Origin of the sequence: Klebsiella sp. 64 (genome assembly GCF_018223915.1) — a bacterium.
In the GTDB taxonomy this organism is placed as follows: domain Bacteria; phylum Pseudomonadota; class Gammaproteobacteria; order Enterobacterales; family Enterobacteriaceae; genus Klebsiella; species Klebsiella pneumoniae.
The window spans coordinates 26,355-46,479 of the sequence record NZ_JAGRQZ010000036.1; the positions used below are offsets into that span (position 1 = coordinate 26,355).

The 20,125-nt window shown below is 56.9% G+C and carries 24 protein-coding genes; 17 read left to right on the forward strand and 7 right to left on the reverse strand.

What is annotated here, in order from left to right:
* The first annotated feature begins 75 nt into the window (after positions 1-75).
* The 6 genes from accD (at position 76) to KHQ23_RS22415 (ending at position 5,980) form a co-directional block, all read left to right on the forward strand.
* Positions 76-996: an acetyl-CoA carboxylase, carboxyltransferase subunit beta gene (gene accD, locus KHQ23_RS22390; protein WP_002913220.1), complete on the forward strand. Its 921-nt coding sequence runs from the start codon at positions 76-78 to the stop codon at positions 994-996.
* A gap of 75 nt (positions 997-1,071) precedes the next feature.
* Positions 1,072-2,340 (forward strand): bifunctional tetrahydrofolate synthase/dihydrofolate synthase, encoded by a 1,269-nt coding sequence (folC, locus tag KHQ23_RS22395; RefSeq protein ID WP_002913219.1) that lies wholly within the window; start codon positions 1,072-1,074, stop codon positions 2,338-2,340.
* Positions 2,330-3,019: a cell division protein DedD gene (dedD, locus tag KHQ23_RS22400; protein ID WP_004214089.1), complete on the forward strand. Its 690-nt coding sequence runs from the start codon at positions 2,330-2,332 to the stop codon at positions 3,017-3,019. The genes folC and dedD overlap by 11 nt, the downstream gene beginning before the upstream one ends.
* Before the next feature lie 216 nt (positions 3,020-3,235).
* Positions 3,236-3,724, forward strand: a complete 489-nt coding sequence (gene cvpA / locus KHQ23_RS22405; RefSeq protein WP_002913214.1) for a colicin V production protein — start codon at positions 3,236-3,238, stop codon at positions 3,722-3,724.
* 33 nt (positions 3,725-3,757) lie between these two features.
* On the forward strand, positions 3,758-5,275 hold the full coding sequence (purF, locus tag KHQ23_RS22410; RefSeq protein WP_002913213.1) for an amidophosphoribosyltransferase: 1,518 nt from the start codon (positions 3,758-3,760) through the stop codon (positions 5,273-5,275).
* Positions 5,276-5,410: 135 nt separating this feature from the next.
* On the forward strand, positions 5,411-5,980 hold the full coding sequence (locus tag KHQ23_RS22415) for a UbiX family flavin prenyltransferase (protein WP_002913212.1): 570 nt from the start codon (positions 5,411-5,413) through the stop codon (positions 5,978-5,980).
* Between the two features lie 80 nt (positions 5,981-6,060).
* Here the strand turns inward: KHQ23_RS22415 and KHQ23_RS22420 are convergent, their stop codons facing one another.
* The gene (locus tag KHQ23_RS22420) at positions 6,061-6,222 is read right to left on the reverse strand and encodes a hypothetical protein (RefSeq protein ID WP_004140952.1); all 162 of its coding nucleotides are present in this window, start codon (positions 6,220-6,222) and stop codon (positions 6,061-6,063) included.
* Between the two features lie 40 nt (positions 6,223-6,262).
* Between KHQ23_RS22420 and argT the strand changes: the two genes are divergently transcribed.
* The 5 genes from argT to hisP all read left to right on the forward strand — a co-directional run bounded on the left by argT (position 6,263) and on the right by hisP (position 10,340).
* A complete protein-coding gene (gene argT, locus KHQ23_RS22425) occupies positions 6,263-7,045 on the forward strand; it encodes a lysine/arginine/ornithine ABC transporter substrate-binding protein ArgT (RefSeq protein ID WP_004140951.1) in 783 nt (260 codons plus the stop codon).
* A gap of 267 nt (positions 7,046-7,312) precedes the next feature.
* Positions 7,313-8,095, forward strand: coding sequence for a histidine ABC transporter substrate-binding protein HisJ (gene hisJ, locus KHQ23_RS22430; protein WP_002913209.1), 783 nt, complete (start codon positions 7,313-7,315; stop codon positions 8,093-8,095).
* A gap of 64 nt (positions 8,096-8,159) precedes the next feature.
* Positions 8,160-8,846: a histidine ABC transporter permease HisQ gene (locus KHQ23_RS22435; RefSeq protein WP_002913208.1), complete on the forward strand. Its 687-nt coding sequence runs from the start codon at positions 8,160-8,162 to the stop codon at positions 8,844-8,846.
* The gene (gene hisM / locus KHQ23_RS22440) at positions 8,843-9,559 is read left to right on the forward strand and encodes a histidine ABC transporter permease HisM (RefSeq protein WP_002913207.1); all 717 of its coding nucleotides are present in this window, start codon (positions 8,843-8,845) and stop codon (positions 9,557-9,559) included. Before KHQ23_RS22435 ends, hisM begins: the two co-directional genes overlap by 4 nt.
* Before the next feature lie 7 nt (positions 9,560-9,566).
* On the forward strand, positions 9,567-10,340 hold the full coding sequence (gene hisP, locus KHQ23_RS22445) for a histidine ABC transporter ATP-binding protein HisP (protein WP_002913206.1): 774 nt from the start codon (positions 9,567-9,569) through the stop codon (positions 10,338-10,340).
* 5 nt (positions 10,341-10,345) lie between these two features.
* On the opposite strand, the gene KHQ23_RS22450 is transcribed toward hisP, so the two are convergent.
* Positions 10,346-10,873, reverse strand: a complete 528-nt coding sequence (locus KHQ23_RS22450; RefSeq protein WP_032421603.1) for a GNAT family N-acetyltransferase — start codon at positions 10,871-10,873, stop codon at positions 10,346-10,348.
* Between the two features lie 119 nt (positions 10,874-10,992).
* On the opposite strand from KHQ23_RS22450, the gene KHQ23_RS22455 reads away from it, so the two are divergent.
* The gene (locus KHQ23_RS22455; protein WP_032421602.1) at positions 10,993-11,109 is read left to right on the forward strand and encodes a hypothetical protein; all 117 of its coding nucleotides are present in this window, start codon (positions 10,993-10,995) and stop codon (positions 11,107-11,109) included.
* On the opposite strand, the gene KHQ23_RS22460 is transcribed toward KHQ23_RS22455, so the two are convergent.
* From KHQ23_RS22460 to yfcG, 3 genes are all read right to left on the reverse strand, one after another.
* Positions 11,089-11,982: a TIGR01777 family oxidoreductase gene (locus KHQ23_RS22460; RefSeq protein ID WP_002913203.1), complete on the reverse strand. Its 894-nt coding sequence runs from the start codon at positions 11,980-11,982 to the stop codon at positions 11,089-11,091. The two genes, KHQ23_RS22455 and KHQ23_RS22460, sit on opposite strands and share 21 nt — an antisense overlap.
* Positions 11,983-12,000: 18 nt before the next feature.
* Positions 12,001-12,363: a dihydroneopterin triphosphate 2'-epimerase gene (gene folX, locus KHQ23_RS22465; protein WP_002913200.1), complete on the reverse strand. Its 363-nt coding sequence runs from the start codon at positions 12,361-12,363 to the stop codon at positions 12,001-12,003.
* Positions 12,364-12,428: 65 nt separating this feature from the next.
* On the reverse strand, positions 12,429-13,058 hold the full coding sequence (gene yfcG, locus KHQ23_RS22470) for a GSH-dependent disulfide bond oxidoreductase (RefSeq protein ID WP_014907156.1): 630 nt from the start codon (positions 13,056-13,058) through the stop codon (positions 12,429-12,431).
* 180 nt (positions 13,059-13,238) lie between these two features.
* Here yfcG and yfcF point away from each other — a divergent pair, with 180 nt between their 5' ends.
* The 3 genes from yfcF to yfcD all read left to right on the forward strand — a co-directional run bounded on the left by yfcF (position 13,239) and on the right by yfcD (position 15,100).
* Positions 13,239-13,877, forward strand: coding sequence for a glutathione transferase (gene yfcF / locus KHQ23_RS22475; protein ID WP_014907157.1), 639 nt, complete (start codon positions 13,239-13,241; stop codon positions 13,875-13,877).
* A gap of 62 nt (positions 13,878-13,939) precedes the next feature.
* Positions 13,940-14,491, forward strand: a complete 552-nt coding sequence (gene yfcE, locus KHQ23_RS22480) for a phosphodiesterase (protein WP_004174991.1) — start codon at positions 13,940-13,942, stop codon at positions 14,489-14,491.
* Between the two features lie 57 nt (positions 14,492-14,548).
* Positions 14,549-15,100 carry an NUDIX hydrolase YfcD gene (gene yfcD / locus KHQ23_RS22485; protein ID WP_002913197.1) on the forward strand — a complete coding sequence of 184 codons (552 nt, stop codon included), beginning with the start codon at positions 14,549-14,551 and terminating at the stop codon, positions 15,098-15,100.
* Between the two features lie 92 nt (positions 15,101-15,192).
* On the opposite strand, the gene pta is transcribed toward yfcD, so the two are convergent.
* A complete protein-coding gene (gene pta, locus KHQ23_RS22490) occupies positions 15,193-17,340 on the reverse strand; it encodes a phosphate acetyltransferase (RefSeq protein ID WP_002913196.1) in 2,148 nt (715 codons plus the stop codon).
* Positions 17,341-17,540: 200 nt separating this feature from the next.
* Positions 17,541-18,743 carry an acetate kinase gene (ackA, locus tag KHQ23_RS22495; protein ID WP_002913195.1) on the reverse strand — a complete coding sequence of 401 codons (1,203 nt, stop codon included), beginning with the start codon at positions 18,741-18,743 and terminating at the stop codon, positions 17,541-17,543.
* Between the two features lie 337 nt (positions 18,744-19,080).
* Between ackA and yfbV the strand changes: the two genes are divergently transcribed.
* Both yfbV and KHQ23_RS22505 read left to right on the forward strand, forming a co-directional pair.
* On the forward strand, positions 19,081-19,536 hold the full coding sequence (yfbV, locus tag KHQ23_RS22500) for a terminus macrodomain insulation protein YfbV (protein WP_002913194.1): 456 nt from the start codon (positions 19,081-19,083) through the stop codon (positions 19,534-19,536).
* Positions 19,537-19,623: 87 nt separating this feature from the next.
* Entirely contained in the window at positions 19,624-20,118 is a 495-nt protein-coding gene (locus KHQ23_RS22505; RefSeq protein WP_002913193.1) for a YfbU family protein, read from the forward strand.
* The last annotated feature ends 7 nt before the right edge of the window (positions 20,119-20,125 follow it).

Genomic DNA, 20,125 nt, shown 5'->3' on the forward strand with positions numbered 1-20,125 from the left:
TAAGAGGCAAAAATGGCATTATGCGCCCCTTACGACAAAACTGGCATCGACCAGGTTCAGGCAGAAAGGTTATCAATGAGCTGGATTGAACGAATTAAAAGCAACATCACTCCCACCCGCAAGGCGAGCATTCCTGAGGGTGTATGGACCAAGTGCGACAGCTGCGGTCAGGTACTCTACCGCGCCGAGCTGGAGCGCAACCTGGAGGTTTGTCCTAAGTGCGATCACCATATGCGCATGTCGGCGCGTAATCGCCTGCATAGCCTGTTGGATGAAGGTTCTCTGGTAGAACTGGGTAGCGAACTTGAGCCAAAAGATGTGCTGAAGTTCCGCGATTCAAAAAAATACAAAGACCGCCTGGCGTCCGCTCAGAAAGAGACGGGCGAGAAAGACGCGCTGGTGGTAATGAAAGGTACGCTCTACGCGATGCCGGTGGTTGCCGCCGCCTTTGAGTTCTCCTTTATGGGGGGCTCGATGGGTTCCGTCGTCGGCGCACGCTTTGTGCGCGCGGTGGAGCAGGCGCTGGAAGATAACTGCCCGCTGATCTGCTTCTCCGCCTCCGGTGGCGCCCGTATGCAGGAAGCGCTGATGTCGCTGATGCAGATGGCGAAAACCTCCGCGGCGCTGGCGAAAATGCAGGAGCGCGGACTGCCGTACATCTCCGTGCTGACCGACCCGACCATGGGCGGCGTATCGGCGAGCTTTGCGATGCTGGGCGATCTGAACATTGCCGAGCCGAAAGCGCTGATCGGCTTTGCCGGTCCTCGCGTTATCGAGCAGACCGTACGCGAGAAGCTGCCGCCGGGATTCCAGCGCAGTGAGTTCCTGATTGAAAAAGGGGCGATCGATATGATCGTTCGCCGTCCGGAAATGCGTCTCAAGCTGGCCAGCATTCTGGCGAAGCTGATGAACCTGCCGGCGCCGGTTGCCGTTTCGGAAGCGCCTCATGAAGGCGTGGTGGTGCCGCCGGCACCGGATCAGGAACCTGAGGCCTGATAAAGCAGAGGGCAGGGCCTGGCGGCGCTGCCCTTTTTTATTCATACGCGTTAACCGTCAATTCTTACGGGCATCATGGAAAAAGATCCTATTCCTCAGGCCACGTCGCCCCTGGCTACGTGGCTTTCTTATCTGGAACATCTGCACAGTAAAACCATCGACCTTGGGCTGGCGCGCGTCAGCGAGGTCGCCGGGCAGATGGATATCGTTAAACCGGCGCCGTTCGTTTTTACCGTCGCGGGCACCAATGGCAAAGGCACCACCTGCCGCACGCTGGAAACCATCCTGATGGCGGCTGGTTATAAAGTGGGGGTCTACAGCTCTCCGCATCTGGTGCGCTACACCGAACGCGTGCGCATTCAGGGGGCTGAACTGCCGGAGGCGGCGCATACGGCTTCGTTTGCTGAAATCGAAGCGGCGCGGGGTGACATCTCGCTGACCTATTTTGAATACGGCACGCTCTCGGCGCTGTGGCTGTTTAAGCAGGCGCAGCTGGATGTGGTGATCCTTGAGGTCGGGCTCGGCGGGCGTCTCGACGCCACCAACATCGTTGATGCCGACGTCGCGGTGGTCACCAGCATCGCCCTCGATCATACCGACTGGCTGGGGCCGGATCGCGAAAGTATCGGCCGGGAAAAAGCGGGCATCTTTCGCGCCGGTAAACCGGCGGTGGTGGGGGAGCCGGATATGCCGCTCACCATCGCGGAAGTGGCTAGCGAGAAGGGCGCGCTGCTCCAGCGCCGCGGCGTCGACTGGCGCTATGAGGTGGAGGGCGAAACGTGGTCCTTCCGCGATACGGCAGGGGCGTTAAGCCACCTGCCTCTGCCTCAGGTGCCGTTGCCGAATGCGGCGACGGCCGTGGCGGCGCTGCGCGCCAGCGGACTTGCCGTGGATGACGCTATCCTGCGCGCAGGGATCCGCGATGCGATGCTCCCGGGACGCTTTCAGATAATTAGCGACGCCCCGCGAGTGATCCTCGATGTGGCGCACAACCCGCACGCGGCGGCCTATCTCGCCGGGCGTCTCAAAACGTTAGCGAAAACGGGACGCGTGCTGGCGGTTATTGGTATGCTGCATGATAAGGATATCGCCGGCACGTTGGCCAATCTGGCCCCGGAAGTCGATGCCTGGTACTGCGCGCCGCTGGAAGGCCCGCGCGGCGCGACGGCAGAGCAGCTGGTGGAACATTTGCGCTGCGGTACAGTCTATAGCAGCGTGGCGCAGGCGTGGCGTGCGGCCATGGCTGACGCTAAAGTGGAAGATACCGTGCTGGTGTGTGGTTCGTTTCACACCGTAGCACAGGTTATGGAAGAGATAGACGCGGGGAGAATCGGTGGCGAGTAAGTTTCAGAACCGTTTAGTCGGGACAATCGTGCTGGTGGCGCTGGGGGTGATTATCCTGCCAGGGCTGCTGGACGGGCAGAAAAAGCATTACCAGGATGAGTTTGCCGCGATCCCGCTGGTACCGAAACCGGGCGATCGCGATGAACCGGATATGTTGCCGGCGGCAACCCAGGCGTTGCCTTCGCAACCGCCGGAAGGGGCGGCGGAAGAGGTGCGGGCGGGCGATGCCGCCGCGCCATCGTTAGATCCATCGCGTATTCCGGTGAACAGCAACAGCTTCGATGACGTTCAGGAGCCGGTGGTGGCCGCGAAACCGCAGCCCAAGCCGCAGCCGAAACCGCAGCCGCAACAGCAGGCCGCGACGCCAACGCCGCCGCCGGCTAAGCCACAGCAGCAACAGCCACCGCAGCAGCAGGCGGCCCTGCCGGCGCCGACCGGCAAAGCCTATGTGGTTCAGCTGGGCGCGTTAAAGAACGCCGATAAGGTGAATGAGATTGTCGGTAAACTGCGGGCCTCAGGTTTCAAAGTCTATACGTCGCCTTCGACGCCGGTACAGGGTAAAATTACCCGCATCCTCGTCGGCCCGGATGCGTCAAAAGACAAGCTGAAAGGCCAGCTGGGCGATCTGCAGCAGATCTCCGGGCTTAGCGGGGTGGTGATGGGCTTCACCCCGAACTGATTGTTTTTTCCGCCATGCGGAGAGAACGTGGCGGGGAGAAACGCCCCGCAAACCCTGTCTCAGCCGCCCTGAAGAGGCGAAAGGCAGTCTGGCGTTGAATGTTTTTTCAGCGCCATTTTTATTTCTGTAGGGCATGGAAATCCCTACGCAAACGTTTTCTTTTTCTGTTAGAATGCGCCCCGAACTGGACGACAGGGCGTAAATCGTGGGACGTATATGGTCTGGATTGATTACGCCATTATGGCGGTGCTGGGTCTTTCTTGCCTGGTCAGCCTGATCCGCGGCTTTGTTCGCGAAGCTTTATCGTTAGTCACGTGGGGTTGCGCGTTTTATGTCGCCAGCCATTACTACGCTGACCTGTCTGTCTGGTTTACGGGCTTTGAGGATGAACGGGTTCGAAATGGGATTGCTATTGCGGCGCTGTTTATCGTGACGCTCATCGTTGGCGCTATCGTGAACTATGTGATAGGCCAGCTGGTGGAGAAGACCGGTTTGTCAGGAACCGACAGGGTATTGGGGATCTGCTTCGGCGCGCTACGTGGGGTGCTGATCATCGCCGCTATCCTGTTCTTCCTGGACACCTTTACCGGGATGGCGAAGAGCGATGACTGGCATCAGTCGCAGTTTATTCCCTATTTTACCCCCGTCATCAGATGGTTTTTTGAATACCTGCAAAGCTCGTCAAGTTTCTTGCCTAAAGTATAGACTTTGGGTCGTTGCTGAACGAGGAAAAGACGTATGTGCGGTATTGTCGGTATCGCCGGTGTTATGCCGGTTAACCAGTCGATTTATGATGCGCTAACGGTGCTCCAGCACCGTGGACAGGATGCCGCTGGCATCATCACCATTGATGCCAACAACTGCTTCCGGTTGCGTAAGGCTAACGGGCTGGTAAGCGACGTATTCGAGGCCCGCCACATGCAGCGTATGCAGGGCAATATGGGTATTGGCCACGTGCGTTATCCTACGGCGGGCAGCTCCAGCGCCTCCGAGGCGCAGCCGTTTTACGTTAACTCGCCGTATGGCATCACATTGGCGCATAACGGCAACCTGACCAATGCGCACGAGCTGCGTAAAAAGCTGTTTGAAGAAAAACGCCGCCATATCAATACCACCTCTGATTCCGAAATCCTCCTCAATATTTTCGCCAGTGAGCTGGATAACTTCCGTCACTACCCGCTGGAAGCGGACAACATCTTCGCGGCGATTGCGGCGACCAACCGCCTGATCCGCGGCGCGTACGCGTGCGTGGCGATGATCATCGGGCATGGCATGGTGGCCTTCCGCGACCCTAACGGCATTCGTCCGCTGGTGCTGGGTAAACGTGACGTTGGCGACGGTCGCACCGAGTATATGGTGGCCTCGGAGAGCGTGGCCCTTGATACGCTTGGTTTTGAATTCCTGCGCGATGTGGCGCCGGGCGAAGCGGTCTATATTACCGAGAAGGGCCAGCTCTATACCCGTCAGTGTGCCGATAATCCGGTCAGCAACCCGTGCCTGTTCGAGTACGTCTATTTTGCCCGTCCGGACTCGTTTATTGACAAAATTTCCGTCTACAGCGCCCGCGTCAACATGGGGACTAAGCTGGGCGAAAAGATTGCCCGCGAGTGGGAAGATCTGGATATTGACGTTGTTATTCCGATCCCGGAGACCTCCTGCGACATCGCGCTGGAAATCGCCCGCATTCTCGACAAACCTTATCGTCAGGGCTTCGTGAAGAACCGCTACGTCGGCCGGACGTTTATCATGCCCGGTCAGCAGCTGCGTCGTAAATCTGTTCGCCGTAAGCTTAACGCCAACCGTGCGGAATTCCGCGATAAGAACGTGCTGCTGGTCGATGATTCCATTGTACGCGGCACCACCTCGGAGCAGATCATTGAGATGGCGCGTGAAGCAGGGGCGAAAAAAGTGTATCTCGCCTCCGCTGCGCCGGAAATTCGTTTCCCGAACGTGTACGGTATCGATATGCCGACCGCCAACGAACTGATCGCCCATGGCCGCGAAGTGGATGAGATCCGCCAGATCATTGGCGCCGACGGCCTGATTTTCCAGGATCTCAACGATCTGATCGACGCGGTGCGCGCGGAGAACCCGGATATTCAGCAGTTTGAATGCTCGGTGTTCAACGGCGTATATGTGACCCGGGATGTCGACCAGCAGTACCTCGACTATCTTGACTCCCTGCGTAACGATGATGCCAAAGCGGTCCAGCTGCAGAACGAAGTCGAAAACCTCGAGATGCACAACGAGGGTTAAGCCGTTCACGCGTCGCGGGCCTGCCGTACCGAAAGGACGGCGGGCTTTTTTTCGCCCCTCAACTGTGCGTCAATAGTTGCGCCAGAGGCTATAATCCGGCAAAGTCTGCGGCACACGCGCAAGGGGTAACAGAACGTGAAACGACTTATTATTGGCATTTCCGGCGCCAGCGGCGCCATTTACGGCGTGCGGATGCTGCAGGTGCTAAGAGATGTGCCGGATATTGAAACTCATCTCATCCTCAGCCAGGCGGCGCGCCAGACGTTGGCCATGGAGACCGACTACTCCGTACGGGAGGTGCAGGCGCTAGCCGATGTGGTGCATGACGCCCGCGATATCGCCGCCAGTATCTCTTCCGGTTCGTTTAAAACCGCCGGGATGGTGATTTTACCCTGCTCAATGAAGACGCTCTCGGGCATTGTCCATAGCTATACGGATGGCCTGCTGACCCGGGCGGCGGATGTCGTGCTGAAAGAGCGTCGTCCGCTGGTGCTCTGCGTGCGGGAAACGCCGTTCCATTTGGGCCATCTGCGTCTGCTGGTTCAGGCTGCAGAGCTGGGGGCGGTGATAATGCCGCCGGTACCGGCTTTTTACCACCGGCCACAAAGCCTGGACGATGTTATCAACCAGACCGTCAATCGGGTACTCGATCAATTTGATATTAGTCTGGAGCACGACTTGTTTACCCGCTGGCAGGGGGCCTAGTGTCGCACTATAGTGGTGCATGAAATGTACGCTTGCGCTCCGGTGGTGCAAATTTGTTGCCGCGATCAAATCCTCGACATTTATTTCGTCTTTTTGCGCTCAGGCGCTGCGGTTTCGCCAGTAATGCTGGTATCTTCCCTTTTAAGACAATCCTGCAACTTTATTTTAACAAATTTAACCCTGTTCCCGGCACGCACCGGGAAGATGGCACAAAAACTGCAGGATTGATCGGCAATCACCATAACAAGCAACGCACCACATCACGACACTTAAGGGTACTGTATGAAGAAGACGATTCTGGCTCTCTCTTTACTCGTGGGAATGAGCAGCACGGCCAGCGTGTTTGCTGCTCTGCCGCAGAGCATTCGCATTGGCACTGACGCGACCTATGCGCCATTTTCGTCGAAAGACGCGAAAGGGGACTTTGTTGGTTTTGATATCGATTTAGGCAATGAGCTGTGCTCCCGAATTAAGGTGAAATGTACCTGGGTCGGCAGTGATTTTGACTCCCTGATCCCCTCCCTCAAAGCGAAGAAAATCGACGCCATCATCTCTTCCCTCTCTATTACCGAGAAGCGCCAGCAAGAGATCGCCTTCTCTGACAAGCTATATGCCGCTGACTCGCGTCTGATCGCCGCCAAAGGGTCGCCGATCCAGCCGACGCTGGAGGCGCTGAAAGGCAAGCACGTCGGCGTGCTGCAGGGTTCTACTCAGGAAGCCTATGCTAACGACCGCTGGCGCAGCCAGGGCGTTGACGTGGTGGCTTACCAGAACCAGGATCTGATCTATTCAGACCTCGCAGCTGGCCGTCTGGATGCGGCGCTGCAGGATGAAGTCGCCGCCAGCGAAGGCTTCCTGAAACAGCCTGCCGGGAAAGATTTCGCCTTCGCCGGCCCGTCCGTTAAAGACAAAAAGTACTTTGGCGACGGCACCGGTATCGGCCTGCGTAAGGAAGACGCCGAGCTGAAAGCCGCGTTTGATAAAGCGCTGGGCGAAATGCGTAAAGACGGCACCTACGACAAAATGGCGAAGAAATACTTCGATTTTAACGTGTACGGCGACTAAGACTGCTGCAGGCCCGCACAATGGGGTGGGCCTGCCGCCAGGTTCGTATTCATGCCCCAAAAGGGTGCATCTAAACGCGTTGTGGATCATTTCAGTGCAAAAGCAGCCAGTTTTTTGGCTAAAAAATGCATAGTTAAGCGTTTCTGATGCAAAAAATCGGCCTTTCTGGTGCATAAATCTTTGCCCTTAAGGGGCGAATAATGGCACGATAACTGGCGTAAATAGTTCTAATAAACCCGTTAGAATGACAGTCTGTCGAGGATAGTTATGAAAAAACTGGCGTTGTCTCTCTCTTTAGCGCTGGCCCTTTCCAGCGTTTCCACGGTCTTTGCCGCCATCCCGCAAAAAATTCGTATCGGTACCGATCCGACTTATGCTCCCTTCGAATCGAAGAATGCGCAGGGAGAATTGGTCGGTTTTGATATCGATCTGGCAAAAGAGCTGTGTAAGCGTATTAATACGCAATGTACCTTTGTTGAAAACCCGCTGGATGCGCTGATCCCCTCCTTAAAAGCGAAGAAAATCGACGCGATTATGTCTTCGCTGTCGATTACTGAAAAGCGCCAGCAGGAAATTGCCTTCACTGACAAGCTGTATGCGGCAGATTCGCGTCTGGTGGTGAAAAAGGGCAGCCCGGTAACGCCGGATCTCGCCACCCTCAAGGGTAAGCGCGTGGGCGTGCTGCAGGGGACGACTCAGGAAACCTATGGCAATGAGCACTGGGCGCCGAAAGGTATCGAAATTGTCTCCTATCAGGGGCAGGACAATATCTATTCCGACCTGACCGCCGGCCGGATCGACGCCGCGTTCCAGGATGAGGTCGCGGCCAGCGAAGGGTTCCTGAAACAGCCTATTGGTAAAGATTACCAGTTTGGTGGCCCGTCAATCAAAGACGAGAAACTGTTTGGTGTTGGCACCGGTATGGGGCTGCGTAAGGAAGACAACGAACTGCGTGAAGCGCTGAATAAGGCGTTTGCAGAGATGCGTAAGGACGGCACCTACGACAAGCTGGCGAAAAAATATTTCGATTTTAACGTATACGGCGAATAATTCTCACGCCTCGCCATTGCGTGCGTTTCGCGCGCAATGGTGAATGACAGACAGGGTAGGCAGCATGCTGTATGGGTTTTCACAGGTTATTTTGCAGGGTGCGCTCGTCACCCTGGAGCTTGCGCTCAGCTCGGTCGTTCTCGCCGTCCTGATAGGGCTGGCGGGCGCTGGCGCAAAGTTATCGAGCAACCGTCCACTGGCGCTGGTGTTTGAAGGCTATACCACTCTGATCCGCGGCGTGCCCGATCTGGTGCTGATGCTGCTGATTTTCTACGGCCTGCAGATTGCGCTAAACAGCGTTACCGACGCGCTGGGCATGGCCCAGTTTGATATCGATCCGATGATCGCCGGGATTATTACCCTCGGCTTTATCTATGGCGCCTATTTTACGGAAACCTTCCGCGGCGCCTACCTGGCGGTGCCGAAGGGGCATATCGAAGCGGCTACCGCCTTTGGCTTTAGCGGCGGGCAGACGTTCCGGCGTATTCTCTTCCCGGCGATGATGCGCTACGCGCTGCCGGGGATAGGCAACAACTGGCAGGTTATCCTCAAGGCGACGGCGCTGGTCTCGTTGCTGGGGCTGGAGGATGTGGTCAAAGCCACGCAGCTGGCCGGGAAAAGCACCTGGCAGCCGTTCTACTTCGCCATCGTCTGCGGCCTGATTTATCTGGTGTTTACCACCGTTTCTAATGGCGTACTGCTGCTGCTCGAACGCCGCTATACCGTTGGCGTGAAGAGGGCTGACCTGTGATTGAAATTATTCAGGAGTACTGGAAATCACTGCTGTGGACCGACGGCTATCGCTTTACCGGTGTGGCGATTACCTTATGGTTGCTGATCTCTTCAGTGGTAATGGGGGGCATCCTGGCGGTGTTTCTGGCCATCGGCCGCGTCTCGAGCAATAAGTTTATCCAGTTCCCCATCTGGCTGTTCACTTACATATTTCGCGGCACGCCGCTGTATGTGCAACTGCTGGTTTTTTACTCCGGCATGTATACCCTGGAAATCGTCAAAGGCACGGAGCTGTTGAACGCTTTTTTCCGCAGCGGGCTAAACTGCACGGTTCTGGCGTTAACCCTGAATACTTGCGCCTATACCACTGAAATTTTCGCCGGCGCGATCCGCTCAGTACCCGCCGGAGAAATTGAAGCAGCGCGGGCCTACGGCTTCTCTTCGGTCAAACTGTATCGCTGCATTATTCTGCCTTCCGCGCTGCGGATTGCACTGCCGGCCTACAGTAACGAAGTGATCCTCATGCTGCACTCCACCGCGCTGGCGTTTACCGCTACGGTGCCGGATCTGCTGAAAATCGCCCGCGATATCAACTCGGCCACCTATCAGCCGTTCACCGCGTTTGGCATCGCCGCGGTGCTCTATTTAATTATCTCGTATGTGCTGATTAGCTTGTTCCGTAAAGCGGAAAAGCGCTGGTTGCAGCATATCAAACCTTCTTCGACGCATTGAGAACGCCATGTCCGACAATAAATTAAACGTTATCGATCTGCATAAACGCTATGGGGAACACGAGGTGCTGAAGGGCGTCTCGCTGCAGGCGAAAGCCGGGGACGTTATCAGCATCATCGGTTCATCGGGTTCCGGAAAAAGTACCTTTTTGCGCTGTATTAACTTCCTTGAAAAACCGAGCGAAGGCACGATCGTCGTCAGCGGCCAAAATATTGGCCTGGTACGGGATAAAGACGGCCAGCTGAAGGTGGCCGACAAGAACCAGTTGCGCCTGCTGCGCACCCGGTTGACCATGGTGTTTCAGCATTTCAATCTGTGGAGCCATATGACGGTGCTGGAGAACGTCATGGAAGCACCGATTCAGGTGCTGGGCTTAAGCAAACAGGAAGCGCGCGAACGGGCGGTAAAATATCTGGCCAAGGTCGGGATAGACGAACGTCAGCAGGCGAAGTATCCGGTGCATCTTTCCGGTGGCCAGCAGCAGCGTGTCTCTATTGCCCGCGCGCTGGCGATGGAACCGGAAGTGCTGCTGTTTGATGAGCCGACCTCCGCGCTGGATCCGGAACTGGTGGGCGAAGTGTTACGCATTATGCAGCAGCTGGCGGAAGAGGGAAAAACCATGGTGGTGGTGACCCATGAAATGGGCTTTGCCCGCCACGTCTCTTCACATGTCATTTTTCTGCATCAGGGTAAAATTGAAGAAGAAGGGCATCCGGATGCGCTGTTTGGCGCGCCGAAAAGCCCGCGCCTGCAGCAGTTTCTGAAAGGTTCGCTGAAATAATCGGCTCATCCGGCGTCTGTGGACGCCGGATGAGCTTCCCGCTCCAGCCGATAGATCCAGTCATCGTAATCGACGCCGTTCAGATGATAGGCTTTCTCCAGCACCTGGGTGCGCACAAAGCCTTGCTTCTCCAGCAGGCGCGATGAGCCACGGTTTTCACCCAGCACCCAGGCATTGATGGCCTGCACCCCCAGGGTGGTGAAACCATACTCGCAGACCGCCCGCAGCGCTTCGCTGGCATAGCCTTTTCCCTGAGCCTGAGGCAGCAGCGCGTAGCCGACGTCAGCTTCGTGCGGATTTTTCGGACTGATGCGGAGCCCAATATCGCCCAGCGCCTCGCCGAATTTATCGCGCAATACAAACACCCCGGGATCGGCACAGCGACTGACGAAGACGCTGCGCAGCGCCTCCTCGCTTAACACCTCCCCCATAAAACGCATCACCTGCGGATCCTGGCGCAGGCGCAGAAAAAAGGGCCAGTCATCGGTAACAAAGCGGGTAAGCGAAAGGCGTGGTGTGGTGATGGTCGTCATAAAGCAGTCAATACGCAGAAAGAAAAGCCTACCTTAGCACTTTGCTTTGCCAGGTAACACCGGCGAACCGGCCGGCTGGCGGTGAATTCAGGCGATTAAGGGCGCTGGTTGTCCTGAATATGGCGATGCTGCAGCGCCAGGGTGAGGTCATCAAGGCGTGGAGCATGAGCCAGCAGAATGGAATCAGGGGAGCCAATGCTCCCCTGTGTCAGCCATTAACTCAGCACATCCTTTAGCGCTTCGTCCAGATCGTACCAGCGGAAGGCGAAGCCGGCGGCCTCCAGACGCTTTGGCAGCGCGCGCTGGCCGCCGAGCACCAGGACGGCGGATTCCCCCATCAACAGGCGGATAGCGGCTGCGGGAACGCGGAAAATCGCCGGTCGATGGAGCGCATGACCCAGCGCATGGGCGAACTGCTCGTTATGCACCGGGTAGGGAGAAACCATATTGAACGGACCGCGCAGATCGTTATCCAGCAGCCACAGAATGCCGTTAACCATATCGTCGATATGGATCCAGGCCAGGTACTGTCTGCCATTGCCGATAGGCCCGCCGAGGCCGAGCTTAAAGGCGGGTGTCATTTTGCCGAGAATACCGCCCCGCGGAGCCAGTACCACGCCGGTGCGCAGCAGGCAGACGCGGGTGCGCTCGCTTTGCGCTTCGCAGGCAATTTGCTCCCAGCGGGCGCACAGCTTATGGGTAAACTCATTGTGCGGTGGCTCTTCTTCGGTCACCACCACCTCGCCGAGGTCGCCATAGTAGCCGATGGCAGACCCGCTGATCAGCACGGAGGGAGGGGTGTCGCTGGCGTGGATCAGGCCCACCAGCCGCTGCGTGAGATCCCAGCGGCTATGGCACAAGCGTTGTTTTTGCTCGGCCGTCCAGCGTTTATCAGCGATGGGTTCACCCGCCAGATTGATGACGGCATCAATGTCATTGAGGTGGTGATGGCCCTCGAAATCGCGCCACAGGGTGACGCGCGGATCGAGACGGGCGCGGGCGGTATCCGGATGTCGCGTGGAGACCGTGACGCTATGCCCGAGCTCCAGCAATCTGGGTATCAGATGTCGGCCAATCAGGCCGGTACCACCAGTAAGCAGGATCTTCATACCACCTCCCTGACATGGTTAGCGACGCCAGCTCATGGTCATGGACACCGAGTCGGCATAGCGCAGCGCATGAAGTTTATCAATCTCCACTTCAGCATATGTGACCCAGTGATGTTCGCATGCGATATTCAGCACATCCTGAGTTAATTTTTCCAGCAGCGAAAAACGGCCATTCTCAAGATGGCTGATTATACGCTTGGTAATGGTGCGGTAGTTCAGCGCATCATTGATGTCCTCGCTGTCGCGCGCTTTATCGGCAGGGTAGTGAATAGCTACATTCACTACCACGTCCTGGCGGTTGGCGATCTCTTCCTCTTTAATACCAATAAAAGTCCGCAGGCGCAGGTTCTTAATACGAATAATGGCGTCTGGTTGAGACATTGCAGGCTTCCTCCGTGGTGTAAGTCCTGCAATCATACAACAAAGCGCGACGGGCGAGCAGGGGGTTAATAAAGCTGAATTTTTAACATCGCTTCCGCCGTTGCCGGCCGCTGCTTAATGCGCTCATACCAGTTGTGCACCGCCGGATAGTTCGCCAGATCGATACGCTGTCGGACATGGCAGTTCACCCAGGGCCAGGCGGCGATGTCGGCGATACTGTAGTGGTCGCCGCCAAGCCACGGGCTGCATCCCAGGCGCTGATTTAGCACCCCATACAGTCGTTGGGTTTCCACCTGAAAACGTTCAATAGCGTAGGGCACGGTTTGCGGCGCGGTGTGGGAAAAATGTTGATTTTGCCCCAGCATCGGCCCCAGCCCGCCGACCTGCCAGAACAGCCACTGCAGCGTGACGTAGCGTTCCCGCAGCTCGCCGCTCAGCAGCTTACCGCTTTTTTCCGCCAGATAGAGCAGGATGGCGCCGGACTCGAAAACGCTCAACGGCGCCCCGCCGTCAGCAGGCATGTGGTCGACGATAGCCGGAACTTTATTATTCGGCGAAATCGCCAGAAACTGCGGATGAAATTGTTCCCCTTTGCCGATATCGACCCGAATTAGCCGATAGGCTAGCTCCGCCTCTTCGAGGAACAGGGTGATTTTGTGGCCGTTTGGGGTGGGTGCATAGTAAAGATCGATCATAATATTTCCCGCCGTCGTGGGTCGCAAACTGTTCGAGTATAGGTGAAGCTGCGCCACCCGGGAGAAATTCCGCAAGCGACCCGGCAGCCAGGCGACGTGTCGTCCGCGCTCGAGCAGTGACATCGCCTGTAAGACAGGCTATGTTGGCTTATTGTCCTGTCTACCACCCTTGAGGAAGCTATGAGCCAGCCTGTCATTACCCTGTGGTCCGATGCCGATTTTTTCTCACCGTACGTGATGTCTGTCTATGTCGCTCTGCAGGAAAAAAGCCTGCCTTTTACCCTTAAAACCGTCGACCTGAACCGCGGCGAACATCTGCAGGCGGGCTGGACAGGCTATGCCGCCACCCGTCGCGTACCGCTGCTGGAGGTTGATGATTTCGCGCTAAGTGAGTCTTCGGCGATTACCGAGTATCTGGATGAGCGTTTCGCGCCGCCGGAGTGGGAGCGCATCTACCCGCATGATCTGCAAAAACGAGCCCGCGCCCGGCAGATCCAGGCCTGGCTGCGCAGCGATCTGATGCCAATTCGTGAAGAGCGATCCACCGCCGTGGTGTTTGGCGGGGCGAAAATGCCGGACCTCAGCGAGGCCGGCAGGCAATCTGCGGAAAAGCTGTTTGCCACCGCCACCACGCTACTGGCCCACGGCGGGCAAAATTTATTTGGCGAATGGTCTATTGCCGACGCAGACCTGGCGCTGATGCTCAATCGCCTGGTTCTCAATGGCGATAAGGTACCGGAGGCGCTGGCTGATTATGCGTCTTTCCAGTGGCAGCGGGCCTCAATCCAGCGTTACGTGGCGCTTTCCGCCAAACGCTGAGGCTGATAACCCGCCGCGCTTCCGCTATCATAGAGGCATCGTAACCAGTGGAGATGGAACCTATGAAGCTGATGTTTGCCTCCGATATTCATGGTTCGCTGCCCGCCACGGAACGCGTGCTTGAACGGTTCGCGCAAAGCGGCGCCAGGTGGCTGATCATACTCGGCGATGTGCTCAATCACGGTCCGCGCAACGCGCTGCCTGAGGGGTATGCGCCGGGTGAGGTGGCGGAGCGGTTGAACAGCGTGGCGGAACGCATTGTTGCCGTTCGCGGCAACTGCGACAGCGAAGTGGATCAGATGCTGCTTCGTTTTCCAATGACCGCGCCCTGGCAGCAGGTGCTTAGCGAACGCTATCGCCTGTTTCTGACCCACGGGCATCTCTATAGTCCGGATAATCTGCCGCCGCTGGCCGCTGGCGATGTCCTGGCATATGGCCATACTCATATACCGGTCGCGGAAAAACGCGGCGCAATTTACCTCTTTAATCCCGGCTCAGTGAGTATCCCGAAAGGGGGATATTCCGCCAGCTATGGGCTGCTGGATCAGGGGCGGCTGCAGGTTTTAGCACTCAATGATAATCAGGTTATTGCAGAGGTTGCAATTTACCCGTAATTTAGCCCTCAATCATAAAGACGCGCCGCGAGAGCGCATTTAAAGTAAGGTTTCCTGATGGCGGAACAGAATCATTTGGCAAGCACAGAATGGGTCGATATTGTTAATGAAAACAATGAGGTGATAGCACAGTCCAGCCGCGAGCAAATGCGCGCGCAGTGCCTGCGCCACCGGGCGACCTATATCGTCGTTCATGACGGAATGGGGAAAATTCTGGTGCAGCGACGCACCGAGACAAAAGACTTTCATCCGGGCATGCTGGATGCCACCGCTGGCGGCGTCGTGCAGGCTGATGAGCAGCTGCTGGAATCGGCCCGTCGCGAGGCGGAAGAGGAGTTAGGCATCGCCGGGGTGCCGTTTGCCGATCACGGCCAGTTTTATTACGAAGACAAATTCTGCCGCGTCTGGGGAAGCCTGTTCAGCTGCGTCTCCCACGGGCCGTTCGCCCTGCAGGAAGAAGAGGTCAGCGAGGTGTGCTGGTTAACGCCGGAAGAGATCACCGCCCGCTGCGATGAGTTCACGCCGGACTCCCTGAAAGCGCTGGCGCTGTGGATGACCCGCAACGCCGGTAATGAGTATGATGATGCGGAAGAGAGCGAGCGCGAATAAAGATCGCAAACGCGCGGCAGCAATCGTCGCTCGCCTCCTGACGACAAAAAGGCAGCCATTCGGCTGCCTTTTGCTTTGACCACAGCGGCAGATTACTTCTGCTGCTGAGCCGATTGGATCGCGGTCAGTGCGATGGTATAGACGATATCGTCTACCAGCGCGCCACGGGACAGGTCGTTGACCGGCTTGCGCATACCCTGCAGCATCGGCCCGATGGAGATCAGGTCGGCAGAGCGCTGTACCGCTTTGTACGTGGTGTTACCGGTGTTCAGATCCGGGAAGATGAACACGGTCGCGCGGCCAGCTACCGGTGAGTTCGGCGCTTTGGACTTCGCTACGTCAGCCATCACCGCGGCGTCATACTGCAGCGGGCCGTCGATCATCAGGTCAGGACGTTTTTCCTGCGCCAGACGGGTCGCTTCGCGGACTTTCTCGACATCGCTACCCGCGCCGGAGGTACCGGTGGAGTAGGAGAGCATCGCTACGCGCGGTTCGATGCCGAAGGCAATCGCGGATTCAGCGGACTGAATAGCGATTTCCGCCAGCTGCTCGGCTGTCGGGTCCGGGTTGATCGCGCAGTCGCCGTAAACGTAAACCTGTTCCGGCAGCAGCATGAAGAACACGGAGGAGACCAGCGAGCTGCCCGGCGCGGTTTTGATCAGCTGCAGCGGCGGACGAATGGTGTTGGCAGTGGTGTGAACCGCGCCGGATACCAGACCGTCGACTTCGTCCTGTTCCAGCATCAGGGTGCCGAGAACCACGTTGTCTTCCAGCTGCTCACGCGCGACCGCTTCGGTCATGCCTTTGTTCTTACGCAGTTCGACCAGGCGACCCACATAGCTTTCGCGAACCACTTCCGGATCGACGATTTCAATGCCGGCGCCAAGCTCCACGCCCTGGGCCGCGGCTACGCGGTTGATCTCATCCGGGTTACCCAGCAGGACACAGGTGGCGATCCCGCGTTCGGCGCAAATCGCCGCCGCTTTCACGGTACGCGGTTCGTCGCCTTCCGGCAGAACGACACGTTTGCCGGCTTTGCGCGCCAGCTCGGTCAGCTGGTAGCGGAAGGCTGGCGGAGAGAGACGGCGGCTGCGCTCGGAGGTCGCGGTCAGCGATTCGATCCAGTCGGCGTTGATGTAGTTGGCCACGTATTCCTGAACTTTCTCGATACGCTCGTGATCGTCAACCGGTACTTCGAGGTTAAAGCTCTGCAGGCTCAGGGAGGTCTGCCAGGTGTTGGTGTTGACCATAAATACCGGCAGGCCGGTCGCGAAAGCGCGTTCACACAGCTTGCTGATGCGCGCGTCCATTTCATAGCCGCCGGTCAGCAGAATGGCGCCGATTTCCACGCCGTTCATTGCCGCCAGGCAGGCCGCAACCAGCACGTCAGGACGGTCTGCGGAGGTAACCAGCAGAGAACCAGGGCGGAAGTGTTCCAGCATGTGCGGGATGCTGCGCGCGCAGAAAGTCACGGATTTCACGCGGCGGGTATTGATATCGCCTTCGTTGATGATGGTCGCATTCAGATGGTGCGCCATGTCGATCGCGCGGGTCGCGATCAGATCGAAGCTCCATGGCACTGCGCCCAGCACCGGCAGCGTGCTGCCTTTCTGCAGCTGAGCCGGGTCAATCTTCACGATTTTTGCTTTCGACGAGTCGTCGAAAATTTCCGACAGGTCAGGACGGGTACGGCCCTGATCGTCGACAGGGGCATTCAGTTTGTTGACGATAACGCCGGTGATGCTGGTATTTTTGGCGCCGCCAAAGCTGTTACGGGTCAGTTCGATACGCTCGTTCAGCTGTTCTGGCGTGTCGGTGCCCTGAGACATCACGAAGACGATTTCAGCGTTCAGCGTTTTGGCGATTTCAAAGTTCAGCGCCTGGGCGAACTGATGCTTACGGGTCGGTACCAGGCCTTCCACCAGCACCACTTCCGCGTCCTGAGTATTCGCGTGGTAGTTGGCAATGATCTCTTCCATCAGCACATCTTTCTGATTGCTGGAGAGCAGAGACTCAACATGGCTCATCTTCAGCGGTTCAGCGGCGGTGGTGGTGGAGGAGCTGGCGCGAACGATGGTGGTGGTCTGGTCTGGGGCATCGCCACCGGAACGCGGCTGGGCGATGGGTTTAAAGACGCTCAGACGAACGCCTTTGCGTTCCATAGCGCGGATCACACCGAGGCTGACGCTGGTCAGACCTACGCTGGTACCGGTAGGAATTAACATGATAGTACGGGACACGGTATATCCTCTTTCGTTACCGCCAGTATCAGGCGGGATACAAAACAGCACCGCCAGCTATCCGTCATCTTTCAAGTTGCACGTGCGTTGGCTCTACTTGCTCACCCCGGTGGCGTACGCGCTGTACGCGGCCGGGGTTTTGCTGTGTCGCCGCCTTCCTGCAGCTCGAATTATTGCGGGTCAGGGCTGGCGATGTGGAATTATGCGGTCAGACGGCTGGCGTCTTGCGCGATGACCAGCTCTTCGTTGGTCGGGATAACCACGGCAGGACGTGTGCCTTCTTTGTTGATGAAGCCAGACTTGCCGAAGCGGGCAGCAAGGTTACGCTCATGGTCAACTTCAAAGCCCAGTACGCCCAGTTTGCCCAGCGACAGCTCACGCACCATCGCGGCGTTTTCACCGATACCACCGGTGAAAATAACGGCGTCAAGACGGCCGTCCATCAGCGCGGTGTAGGAACCGATGTATTTCGCCAGGCGGTGGCAGTAAACGTCCATCGCGCGTTTAGCGTCGGCTTTTTCCTGATAGTTGTCTTCCACGTAGCGGCAGTCGCTGGTGACTTCGGTCAGACCCAGCAGGCCGGACTCTTTGGTCAGCATTTTGTTGATCGCGTCAACGCTCATGCCCAGGGTGTCGTGCAGATGGAAGATGATGGCCGGATCGATGTCACCGGAGCGGGTACCCATCACCAGGCCTTCCAGCGGGGTCAGACCCATGGAGGTGTCAACGCATTTACCGTTACGGATAGCGGAAACAGAACCACCGTTGCCGAGGTGGCAGGTGATGATGTTCAGCTCTTCCACCGGCTTGTTCAGGATCTTAGCGGCTTCCTGAGTCACGTAGAAGTGGCTGGTGCCGTGCGCGCCGTAACGACGAACGCCGTGCTCTTTGTACAGGCTGTACGGCAGGGCGTAGAGATAGGATTCTTCCGGCATGGTCTGATGGAACGCCGTATCGAATACAGCCACGTTTTTGTCTTTCAGGTGCGGGAAGGATTTTAGCGCTTCAGCGATGCCGATCAGGTGTGCCGGGTTGTGCAGCGGTGCGAAAGACGCGGCGTCTTTAATACCCTGAATTACGGACTCGTCGATCACCACGGAGCTGGTGTATTTTTCACCGCCGTGTACGATACGGTGGCCGATTGCGGTCAGCTGAGCAGACAGTTCTGGTTTTTGTGCCAGAATAGTGTTAACGATAAAGTTCAGCGCTTCACTGTGCGCGGCGCCCGCGCCTAACTCGGCTTCTTGTTTGCTGCCGTCCATTTTCCATTTGATACGGGCTTCCGGCAGGTGGAAGCATTCCGCTAAACCGGACAGATATTCGTCGCCGTTCACGGCGTCAAGGATAGCAAATTTCAGAGAGGAGCTACCGCAGTTCAGAACCAGTACTAACTTACTCGACATGGAAGTACCTTTTTATGATACGTGGCTAAAAAAACGTCAGTGTGTCATTAGCGTAGCGCAGGATGACCTCGACATTTATGATTAACATCATGCCTTGTTCTGTTTTCGGGCACGATGAGAGAAGTACATTTGATTTTATGCCATTTTGCATAATTTTCAGCCAATGGCAGAATATGCGATAATTTGACTAGCCTGGCAAAGAGTCTAACCGCCCTTTCAGGCGGGCACAGGATACCTGATTGCGGCATCCTTTGCCAAAATCTTTTGAACGATGTCATGCATAGTTGGTGTTTTGCACGAATTTTTTAAGTTTTATATGTAAAGTTGAGGTAAAGCCATGTCGACCCCTGAGAAACGCCCCGTTAGCTTCTTTAGCTTGTTCAACCGCGGGCAGCATTACGCAAAGACCTGGCCTCTCGACAAGCGCCTCGCGCCGGTGTTTATTGAAAACCGCATTATTCGTGCCACCCGCTATGCCATCCGCATCATGCCGCCAATCGCCATTTTTACCCTCTGCTGGCAGATAGCTCTTGGCGGCCAGCTGGGCCCCGCCGTCGCTACCGCGCTGTTTGCGCTGAGCCTGCCGATGCAGGGACTCTGGTGGTTGGGTAAGCGTTCGGTGACGCCGCTGCCGCCCTCCATTCTTAACTGGTTCTATGAAGTGCGCGGCAAACTGCAGGAGGCGGGGCAGGCGCTGGCACCGGTCGAAGGCAAGCCCGATTATCAGGCGCTGGCTGACACGCTTAAGCGCGCCTTCAAACAACTGGATAAAACTTTCCTTGATGATTTGTAATTCACTACGGAAAACGCATATAAAAGAAGGCGCATGATTTATGCGCCTTCTTTATTTCACGCCCTACCGTGCTACAGGAGTCACAACATGGAAATGACCAATGCGCAGCGTCTGATTTTATCCAATCAGTACAAAATGATGACGATGCTCGACCCGGATAATGCGGAACGCTACCGTCGTCTGCAAACCATCATAGAGCGTGGGTATGGGCTACAGATGCGTGAACTGGACCGCGAGTTCGGCCAGCTGACGGAAGAAACCTGCCGTACCGTTATTGATATCATGGAGATGTACCACGCGCTGCACGTCTCCTGGACCAACCTGAAAGACGCGGCGGGTATCGATGAACGCCGGGTCACCTTCCTCGGATTTGATGCCGCCACCGAAGCGCGTTATCTCGGCTATGTGCGTTTTATGGTCAACGTTGAAGGCCGCTACAGCCATTTTGACGCCGGTACCCATGGCTTTAACTCGCAGACCCCGATGTGGGAGAAATATCAGCGGATGCTGAGCGTCTGGCACGCTTGCCCGCGCCAGTATCATCTGAGCAGTAATGAAATTAATCAAATTATCAACGCCTGAGGGAGGT